The sequence below is a fragment of the Allomuricauda sp. ANG21 genome, from assembly GCF_040705235.1.
In the GTDB taxonomy this organism is placed as follows: Bacteria; Bacteroidota; Bacteroidia; order Flavobacteriales; family Flavobacteriaceae; genus Flagellimonas; species Flagellimonas marina.
This window is the reverse complement of record NZ_JBFCVT010000017.1, coordinates 85,202-95,155: the sequence shown is the minus strand read 5'-3', so window position 1 is coordinate 95,155 and position 9,954 is coordinate 85,202. Positions and strand designations below refer to the sequence as shown.

Below are 9,954 nucleotides of genomic sequence, written 5' to 3'. Positions count from 1 at the left end.
CTATGCCCATTTTTTGCACCTAAGGTTCATAAAAAGGAATATCGAGGGAAAGGCGCTTTTCATGGTAGATCGTTCGGGCATGCGGCTCTATAACCGTTTGGTGGACCAGGACTATTACGAGGATATCGCCAAAAGTGGCTATTCCATTGAACTGGAGAAGGACAGTATCATCATTGACTATTCGTCCTATCCGTTCAGGTTCAGGTTCATCGGAAAGCAAAAGATTGAAAGGGACGGCGAGACTGAATATCGGAACCTGGTCACGACCGGCTATTTGATGGAGACCAAATCAACCCCCAATAATCTGAACGGCCTTAAGATCGTCCGTTTCGATGTATTGGACAACAAGGACCTACGCAAATGATATTTATTGACAACATAACCCGGTACGATTAGATCTCGATTATCGGGGAAAGAAATTTTTCTATGGCATTGAACATCCATAAATTGAATGATTGGATCAGGAACCATAAAGGGTTCGCTCTCGCCCTTCCCATTGCCATCCTGCTCCTTGTATATTTCTTGTCCACCAGTTTCAATGGATTGAAGGGTACCTTCCAAGAGGAAGGAACGACCGATGGTTACAATGATTCCCTTCCGGATAGGTCAAGTGGGATGGAAATAAAAGATCCCAACACCTACTATAAGGAGTCTATCAAGGATTCATTGGACAGATCCCGAAAAAAAGATGGGCCTGCAAACCTAGTGGACAGGGAGAAAGAGAACGATTCCCTTGAAAAGATCCTGAAAGACCTTGAAAATTTCTCATTGGTCGATGGCAATGCAGTATCCAAAGCTGAAACGGGACCAATGGGGAATACTGTCCCGAACAGTACGGATGTTTCCGTCACAAACGGGCCTTCGGAGACCGAAAAGCGCATCGAATACCGAAAAATGCTACAGCGTGCCAGGGAGGAACGCAAATCGGGAAGCCAGGATTTCTCCGCCCCGAACGAAAGCGTTTCACAGCATAGTACCCTATTGGCCAATATAAGGGCGAAAGCCACGGTATATAGGGACCAATTTGTCGTTCCCGGCAGTAGGGTGACCCTGATCTTACGGGAAGAACTCAGGGTTGCCGATCGGATTTTCCCCAAGAACACTTTTGTCTATGCCACCGTGAACATCCAAGGGTCCAGATTGTTGATGGATATTTCGAACATAGGGAATTTTCCAATTGCACTGAAGGCATATGACCAGGAGGACGGCGGTCTCGGCATCTACAATGAAAGGGCTGGGAAACTGCTCACAGAATTCTACGCCGATGTGGAGGAGGGTGCCGTGGGGGACATCTCAAGGGAACTCTCCAACGGGATCGACCTTCCCATGACGGAAAATGCGATACGGGCATTCGGCAAGTTCTTCTCCAATAAAAAAAGGAAGGATCGCGACGAAATATTGTTGATCAACGGGTACAAGGTATTCCTAAAAACGTAAACGGCACTCTATGGGTAAAAAACTACTATTGTTTCTTTTCTTTTTATTGATGAACCATGGCCTTTCCGCACAGGCAATCCGTGACACCATCGAGGTTTCCAGAAAGTTCAAGACCATTTTGATCTTTCCGGAGGATATCGCCGAAAGTATCATTGGAAGCGATATCGGATTTGCAGTGGACTTCCCAAAGGAGATCGGGAGCCGGTTCAACCCGCGCATCCTAAAGGTATACTATGATGATCTGGCCACCGAAAAGGAAAACTATACCAACCTGACGGTCATCACCAGATCCGGGAACCTCTTTGATTTTATCCTGAAACTGGATGCCCGCCCCAAAAAATTGACCTGGACCATAGGGCCCGAAATGGCGGTGACCAATATTGATGACAGGGCCGTTTCCTATCAGGGATTAAAGGCCGTGCAAGGTCCGGAACCCGGATCCAATAACGGATCTTTACCAAAATCGGAGGAATCCCGTTCGTTGACCATGCAAGAGATCGAGAAAATACCGAAGGACTCGGTGTTGGAATTGGCCACACCCGACCTTTATGCCCATGACCCCAACGAGTACTATCGATTGAGAAGTTATTACATGCAGTTCGATAAGGCCCTGATCCCCCGTTATTTTGCACGGAAAGGCGATGTCTTCCTGTGGCTCAAAGGGGTCTACTATAACAACGACGAGCTCTATATCCAGTTCAGGCTGGAAAATAAGGAGGGGGTCGACCTCGATATCAACTTTATCAAATTCTTCATCAAAAGTTCGTACAGGAACGCTTCTGAACAGAAAATCCCGATTGATAAAAATAACGGTCTTCTGCTTGAGTACAAGGTCCCCAAGATCGTAAAGGGGGGAACCGAGAACCACTTTGTCATCGTACTCAAGAAATTCTCCCTGGACAATAAAAAAGAACTTTTGGTAGAGCTCGATGAAGAGGGAGGAAACCGTAACCTGTCCATGTCCATTGGCAGGGACATTATAAACAATCCTAAACGATTTTGATTATGGGAAGATCATTGGTGCTTTTTTCGTTCTTGTTTATGGCCATATCCCTTTCCGCGCAGCGGGGCGGGAACTATGCCTCTTCCGTGGGTCTCAGCGGTGGATATGCAGAGGACGGTTTCGGGATCATGGCAACGTACAATTACCATCTGGACAGGAGCACTTATGCCCAGTTGAGCATTTTTGCCGCCATTGCGGAGGACAAGGGGGATTATGATATCCCCTATAATATTTTCACGGTACAACCGGGCTATTTCCTAAAAGTATGGGAACAACCCAATTTTAGGAGATATGCGCTGAACATCGGCGGAGGCGGGGTCATTGGATATGAAGTGATCAACAACGGGAACAACACCCTGGATACCGGGGCCGTGATTGATGGCAAGAGCAGGTTCATATATGGAATATATGCAGGTGTCGAAGGGGAGATGATCCTCGGGAACGACCTTTCCCTATTGATAAAGGCCAATGAATATTACCATATCAATTCTGATGTCGGCAATTTCTATCCCTATGTGGGGATTGGCCTGCGTTATTTTTTATTCTGAACCTAACCGGACACTATGAAAAAAATTACTCCACTACGCCTTGTTTCCATAATTTTCTTGAGCTTTTTGTTTGTTCTGGCATGCAGTAAGGATTTTGACGGCATCGTCCAGGATTCTTTTGATTTTACCCTTACAGAAGACCACAATAATGATGGCTTTGTCTTTGAGGCGGTCAAGACAGATTTTTCCCTGGAACCGGAAAAAGTGGTCACCACGACCTCCTATTATATGAAGTACCGCATCGAGAACGGTAAGGGATACTACCTGTCCATAGGGAATGACACCATATACCAGAACGATACCATTCCCATCGGGGATTTTGATATGTCGTTCCGTTATATGCCCATCGATACAGGTGCACATAAGGTCAAAGTCCTTGCCTGGGACTCCAACAAGGTCGAAAAGGAACTGGACCTGGTCTATAATACCACATATGCAAGTTTTGGCTTTTTATTGGGCAAAGGGACCGACCAATTTATCATCAACAGCAAAAATCCCGTAAGTGTGACCCTTTTAAGGGACAAGGACACCGAAGATCCCGCAAATAACGGAAACCAGGAATTTGAGGTTTCCTACCAATTGGAAAACGGGACCGGTAAGGTCTATTTTGGTGATACCGCTTATGACTCTGGGGATGTCTTTGCGCTCCCCAAAGGGGTCAGCGACCTCAAATACCTTCCTGAGACCTTGGGCGAACACAAGTTGACCATGGTGGCGAAGGCTCCCGATGGCGCTACCATTACAAGGGAACTTGTCCTCGATGTGGGAAACCTAAACTTTACCTTTCGGGCCACGGCCGCTTCCACCCAAGTGGAACTCGATACCAACATCGCCATCAATATCGACCTCCAGACACAGGACGGGGAAAGTGACGTCACCTACGATATCGGACATTCCTTTTCACCGGGCAGTGAGGGTGGCGGGACCGTTAGGGACCAAAATGGGGGCGTAATGGACGCTGGGGCCTTTCGGTCCATAGTCCCGGGCAATTACAATTTTACCTTTAAGGACAATGTGCTCGGCCAACGAAAGATCTACTTTGATGTTCGCGACAGCAATGGCCAGATGAAAAGGGACAGCGTGGAGATCGAGGTGGCCAATATTCCTTTTACTTTTAGTGGCAATGCGGAGAGCAACCAGGTATTTGTCAAACAAAGGACACAGCTCAATTTCAACATCAGATCCAGCGGAAATACCTCCAATATCGATTATTTCATTTCCTATAACATAACCGAGGGCAATGGCAAGGTTACGGGGACGGGCGGGAACAATATCCAGAACAATACGGATTACCCTGTCGAACTCGGCAACTTCTCACTCTTCTATACCCCAGAAAGCCTTGGAAGCCATCAGATCAGTTTTCTTGTGACCGACAATTTTGGGCAAGAGGTCGGGCCGGTCGAAATAAATCTGGATGCAAAACAATTGGAACTTGATTTCAGTGCCTCTGCCAATAACAGTGAGGTATTGGTGGGCCAACGTGGGGCCATATCCCTGAGTCTTATCGAAAAAGGCGATTATGATGGGGTTTCCTATGAGCTCAACTATTTCATTACGGGTGGAAATGGCCAACTCTATAACGGAAATTCACCCATTGTACCGAGCCAGTATTTCACCGTTGACGCGGGAAGTTTCGCCTACGATTTTATAGGGCAACAGGCAGGGACCTATGAAATCTCCTTTTTGTTGAGGGACAGCAATGGACAGCTATTGGAGGAACAGGTCACGGTAGTGGTGGGCAACAATGATTTCAGTATTGCCATGACCCCTTCAAAGGCCACTGAATTTTCCAATAATCCCGTGGGCATCATCGTGAACATCGATGAAGTCCCGGATGGGGCGAACGACACCTATACCGGCTTTTATTCATCGAGCCAGAACGGGTCCATGTTGGTCAATGGAGTTTCCTATGGACCAGGGGAGAATTTTCCAATGGGCCCTGGATCCAACAACATTACCTATACAGGCCTGGAGCCTGGTCAGCACAATATTGTCCTGAGTGTCAAATCAGGTTCTGACGTTACCCGCACGTCCAATGCGACCATCACCTTTGACCAGGTCGACTTCACCTTTACAGGGGGCATTCAAAGTTCGGATATTACCGTGGAGGAAACTACTTCGCTGAACTTTAATATTTCCGAGAGCGTGGGGTCATCCGACTATACCATGCGCTTCAGCATGAACGGAAATGCCTTCATCAAGGACAGTAATGGCAATGTGGTTAGTCCCGGGAACCTCTATGAGGTGCCAAAGGGCAACTTCAATTGGAGCATTGAGGGCACTGACGATGGCACGGTAAGCATGACCTTTTATGCGAAGAACGATACAGGGCTAGAAAAATCGGTGAACATTGCCGTGGACGTTACGGCTAAGGACTATAATTTCACAGCTTCCGGAACTGCCCAACAGGCATACACAGGGGAGGAAATCGATGTGAACTTCAATATTTCTGAAATCGGCATTGGCGGGGACACCTATGAAATGTATTTTTCTGTCAGCGGCAATAACGGTTCTTTTCAGTATAATGGCAACTCATATTCAGCAGGGGAAAGTTTTGTTGTACCCGTGGGCTCATTTTCCGGAAAATATACCGGGATCACCGAGGGCAACCATAATCTGACCTTTACGGTGCGTTCCTCTTCAGATGTTGAAAAAACTGCCAACGTCAATGTGAATTATGAAGTATACCAGGAACCGTTCACACTGAACATCAGCCAATCTGCACAGGACAAATATATCAATGACCCATTCGATATCACCGCCATTACCAATGCCACCTCGGGCCATGACCAGAGTGTTGACTACACATTGGTGTTCACCTTTACCGGAGCCAGTGCTGGAACCATACGCTATAAGGGCATTACCTATAATGAAGGAGAGGTCGTTCCTCTGGATTATGGCACTGCGCCAATGCAGTTCTTTCCCGAAACGGATCAAAGTTTTGTGATCAATTTCTTGGTGCAGAATTCCACTGGACAATCACAGACCGAGAGTGAATCCATCGAAATGTTGAAATTGCCGACCGTTGCGGCCAAGGGTGAAAAGTACAATATCAATTGCGGAGGCCTGAACGGATGCGATTATCAGGTCAGAATCTACACCTGCTTTAGCACAAATTGTTCGGAAGCCTACAATGGAGCGAGCCTAGAACAGGTCGCGATTCGTATTTTCAACAGACAGGACAATCGTTGGGATACCAAATTGTTGAACTACAGCGAAGCCAAGGGAAGTGGTGTTGACAGGTATTTTGAGATGGAGACCGAACCGCGTGAAAGTAGATTGAAATATCTGGACCAAAACTATGAGGTACGGGTCAGGGACAGCGATGGCCAATGGAGCGATTGGGTTACAGGAAGGGTAATTAGAGTTTGACAAATATGAATGGGCTAATTTCTTATTTAATATGGGGAATCAACTCCGTTTATAGGTATAGGTGATGACAACATCCTGATCATCCAAAAAATCATCCTGTTCCAGTACGAGCCGGTTTTTGGCAAACTCAATGATCCGCATATCATTTCGATTCTCGAAACGTAAAATCTCATTATTAATTAATTCATATTTATCATCTTCGACATTGTTATATGCTGGAACTTCTCCACATGACAAACCATTTTCATTAATGGAAAAATCATTTTTTTCTCCGGTCATACCTTCGGAAAAAAAGGTCAGGTTGTCCTTTAGACATTGTCGGATTTCGATGGTATTATATAGGTCAATGTTTACGGTTCCGTCTCCATTGATGTCCACTGCGGTATTAGATTCGATGGCCTCATATTCCCATTGGCCAAAAAGGGCTTCTTCCCTATCCTTGAATGAAATATCACCTTCATTGCCACATGAAAATAGAACTAATATTATTTCAATTAACAGGGAGTATTTTCGCATAAGATAAGATTTGCATTATGTAATTAAAGATATACAAAAGTATGGGAGAAACATTTTTATATTTATAACTCCATTCGATTTTGAAGAAAAGTCCAATACATGCAACTAATTATACCAAAAAATCTGAACTTACATTTTTTAACCTCCAGTATAACTTTAATTTTATTAGGCTTACATATTGTTTACACAAGTTGGGTAATCCCAATTTGTAATTAGCAGGAGCACGCTTCTTGAAATCAAATTGTTAATTATAAGTTTGTCTCCATTGAATGAACCTTACAAATTCAAACGATAAATCTGTTCCGCTTGCATAACTGACCGATACTGTTGATGAAGATTGCGATTTTAACGAATCAATAAGGGTTTTATCATTAAATCTCTTATAGCAAAGATGTTGACTTTGCAAGAAATTAGCGAGCTAAAAACTTTTAATGACTTTGAAAGATTGCATAGGGCTTTCAACAAAAAGACCTAATTAAATTCTTAAACCGTAATTAACAAAATGGCTACTTCAGTCCAAGGAAGCGCGAAGTTCGACCATCAATTATAGTTATACTAAGAACATACATATACAACTATAGTGATAGCACAGTTCTAAAACCCAAATGCTCCATTCCCGAATCGGGGCTGGTGGCCATGCGTGCCGATATCCTATAACTGGCACAATAGGATGCACTGCAAAGGAACGAACCTCCTTTTATGACCTTTTTCTTGGCATAGGAATTCTTGGAGTTAAAAGCAATCAAAGGTCCTTCTGGGTTTTTTGCAACTTGATTTTTGTCTGCCAATTCTTGATAATAATCGGCAGAATACCAATCTTTGGTCCATTCCCAGACATTCCCAGTCATATCATACAGCCCAAAACCGTTTTTCGGATAGTGCATTACTGGGGATCTTCCCTCGTAGCCATCTACTTTAGTATTGTTGACCGGAAATTCCCCTTCCCATGAATTGGCGTGAGTACTGAGTTGTTCCATGCCATTGCCCCAAAAGAAAATTGCACCAGTTTTTCCTCCACGTGCAGCGTATTCCCACTCTGCCTCTGTTGGGAGTCTTCTTCCCGCCCATTTGCAATATGCCAAAGCATCTTCATAAGCGATATGCACCACAGGATGGTTTTCTTTACCGCGAATACTGCTATCAGGGCCCTTGGGATGCTTCCAATTGGCTCCAACACTCCATTCCCACCATTGCATGTAATCATAAAGATTTGGAGTACTCGTTTTACTTTTTTTAAATATCAAAGAACCAGGCTGTAGGATGGAATCATGGGGCTTGAGGGTACCCTTGGGCAGTTGCTTTTTCATCTCCTTCCAATCTATCTCCCTTTCCGCTACAGTAATATAACCTGTTTGCTTAACAAATTCTGTAAACTGTGCATTGGTAACTTCATGTACATCCATGAAAAAACCCTCCACCCACACTTTATGGGTGGGATGCTCATGTGCCAAGGCCATTTTATCGAATGGGACAGCTCCCTGTTCAAACTGGCCGCCAGGAATCCAAACCATCCCTTTTGGTGCTTCGAAAAGAGGTTTGGTCTGCAACATGGTTGACCCACCAACAGCAATTTTTTCCAATTTCACATTGTCCCTTGAAGACTCTTTATCACTCATGTTACAACCACATATTACAATGGGTAATACCAAAAAAGTAATTAGCCTAATATGTATTATCTGTTTCACTATATGCTCAATAATAACATCAATATTCATCTATATGCTTATAATCAACCTAACTCGGGCTGTCTGCTGATTTTAATGGAATCTGCAGACCATCGTTGATTCTAACCATAATAAGAGTATTTAGCATTTTCTTTGAGAGAGCCAAGTTCCATTCCACTTACAATAAGTCAAAAACGCTCATTTCCAGGATTTTTCAATGCCTAAAATTAATCCTCTTAACTCTGCCAATCCCTTGAGTCTGCCAATAGCTGAATATCCAGGATTGGTCTGCTTTTTTAAATCATCCATCATTCGGTGTCCATGGTCCGGTCTCATTGGAATTTGATAATCTTCCCTTCCTTCCAGTTTACGTCGATAAAGTTCGTCAAGTATCCTACCCACTATATCAAACATATCCACATCCCCTTGAAGATGGCCTGACTCATAAAAATCACCATCTCCGTTTCTTTTAATATTTCTTAGGTGTACAAAATGTACCCTTTCCGAAAAATTTTGGAAAATTGCACCTAAATCGTTGTCGTGCCTTGCGGCTAAAGATCCAGTACAAAAGGTAATTCCATTATTTATTGATGGGACCTCTTTGAACAAATAATCGAAGTCACGCAAGGTACCAACTACCCTGGACAAACCCAAAATGGTAAAAGGCGGATCATCCGGATGGATGCTCATAAGTATTCCATGTTCCTCCGCAACTGGTATTATCTCTTTTAGAAAATGAATCAAATTAGCCCGCAGCTCGTTCGCTCCAATATAGACATAGGTATCCAATATGCCCTGAAATTTTTCCAAATCATATCTTTTGTTTGGATCTAAATAGCTTTCCGCCGAACCGGGAAGTCCAGCAATAATGGTTTTAGCCAATTTTTGAATAGCATGTGGTGACAACCGTTTAAAGTACTCCGAAGCTCTGGAAATCTGTTTTGTAGAATAGCATATTTCAGCATTGGGCCTTTTCAAAATAAAGAGATCAAACGCCACTAATGCATCTATTTCAAAATAAAGTGCCTCAGAGCCATTTTCCAAAGTATAGGACAAATTGGTACGTGTCCAGTCCAACACAGGCATAAAATTATAGCAAACCACTTTTATTCCACACTTTGCCAAATTCACTAAACTTTGCTTGTAATTCGCAATGTATTTACAATAATCTCCCGAATGGGACTTAATGCTTTCATGAACGGGGAGGGATTCAACAACTGACCATCGCAATCCTGCGTTTTCGATAACTGATTTCCGTTTCCTTATGTTGTCGATTGACCATACTTCACCATTGGGGACATGGTGCAAAGCGGTCACTATGCCAGTCGCTCCTGTCATTTTGATTTCTTTCAAAGTAACCGGGTCATCGGGACCATACCATCGCCATGTTTGCTCTAGACCAAATCCCATAATT

At 43.9% G+C, this 9,954-nt stretch carries 7 protein-coding genes and 1 pseudogene; 5 read left to right on the top strand and 3 right to left on the bottom strand.

The annotated features are described in order from the left end of the window. The 5 genes and pseudogenes from AB1A65_RS16905 to AB1A65_RS16885 form a co-directional block, all read left to right on the top strand. Positions 1-364, top strand: a pseudogene (locus AB1A65_RS16905) (hypothetical protein); the annotation flags it as partial. Between the two features lie 62 nt (positions 365-426). Then, complete coding sequence (gene traM / locus AB1A65_RS16900) at positions 427-1,437, top strand: conjugative transposon protein TraM (RefSeq protein ID WP_366591111.1); 1,011 nt, start codon at positions 427-429, stop codon at positions 1,435-1,437. 10 nt (positions 1,438-1,447) lie between these two features. After that, positions 1,448-2,440 carry a DUF4138 domain-containing protein gene (locus AB1A65_RS16895; RefSeq protein ID WP_366591110.1) on the top strand — a complete coding sequence of 331 codons (993 nt, stop codon included), beginning with the start codon at positions 1,448-1,450 and terminating at the stop codon, positions 2,438-2,440. 2 nt (positions 2,441-2,442) lie between these two features. Continuing rightward, positions 2,443-2,988: a conjugal transfer protein TraO gene (locus tag AB1A65_RS16890; protein WP_366591109.1), complete on the top strand. Its 546-nt coding sequence runs from the start codon at positions 2,443-2,445 to the stop codon at positions 2,986-2,988. Positions 2,989-3,003: 15 nt separating this feature from the next. Continuing rightward, positions 3,004-6,360 (top strand): TraQ conjugal transfer family protein, encoded by a 3,357-nt coding sequence (locus tag AB1A65_RS16885; RefSeq protein ID WP_366591108.1) that lies wholly within the window; start codon positions 3,004-3,006, stop codon positions 6,358-6,360. 39 nt (positions 6,361-6,399) lie between these two features. On the opposite strand, the gene AB1A65_RS16880 is transcribed toward AB1A65_RS16885, so the two are convergent. The 3 genes from AB1A65_RS16880 to uxuA all read right to left on the bottom strand — a co-directional run bounded on the left by AB1A65_RS16880 (position 6,400) and on the right by uxuA (position 9,950). Continuing rightward, entirely contained in the window at positions 6,400-6,876 is a 477-nt protein-coding gene (locus AB1A65_RS16880) for a hypothetical protein (RefSeq protein ID WP_366591107.1), read from the bottom strand. A 575-nt stretch (positions 6,877-7,451) separates the two neighbouring features. Continuing rightward, on the bottom strand, positions 7,452-8,492 hold the full coding sequence (locus tag AB1A65_RS16875) for a formylglycine-generating enzyme family protein (protein ID WP_366591106.1): 1,041 nt from the start codon (positions 8,490-8,492) through the stop codon (positions 7,452-7,454). Positions 8,493-8,738: 246 nt separating this feature from the next. Next, positions 8,739-9,950 carry a mannonate dehydratase gene (uxuA, locus tag AB1A65_RS16870; RefSeq protein WP_366591105.1) on the bottom strand — a complete coding sequence of 404 codons (1,212 nt, stop codon included), beginning with the start codon at positions 9,948-9,950 and terminating at the stop codon, positions 8,739-8,741. Between the last annotated feature and the right edge of the window lie 4 nt (positions 9,951-9,954).

Bases quoted from the DNA above. Each gene is read 5' to 3' on its own strand.
- uxuA (WP_366591105.1), bottom strand. From the start codon at position 9,950: ATGGGATTTGGTCTAGAGCAAACATGGCGATGGTATGGTCCCGATGAC.
- traM (WP_366591111.1), top strand. From the start codon at position 427: ATGGCATTGAACATCCATAAATTGAATGATTGGATCAGGAACCATAAA.
- AB1A65_RS16890 (WP_366591109.1), top strand. From the start codon at position 2,443: ATGGGAAGATCATTGGTGCTTTTTTCGTTCTTGTTTATGGCCATATCC.
- AB1A65_RS16895 (WP_366591110.1), top strand. From the start codon at position 1,448: ATGGGTAAAAAACTACTATTGTTTCTTTTCTTTTTATTGATGAACCAT.
- AB1A65_RS16880 (WP_366591107.1), bottom strand. From the start codon at position 6,876: ATGCGAAAATACTCCCTGTTAATTGAAATAATATTAGTTCTATTTTCA.
- AB1A65_RS16885 (WP_366591108.1), top strand. From the start codon at position 3,004: ATGAAAAAAATTACTCCACTACGCCTTGTTTCCATAATTTTCTTGAGC.
- AB1A65_RS16875 (WP_366591106.1), bottom strand. From the start codon at position 8,492: ATGAGTGATAAAGAGTCTTCAAGGGACAATGTGAAATTGGAAAAAATT.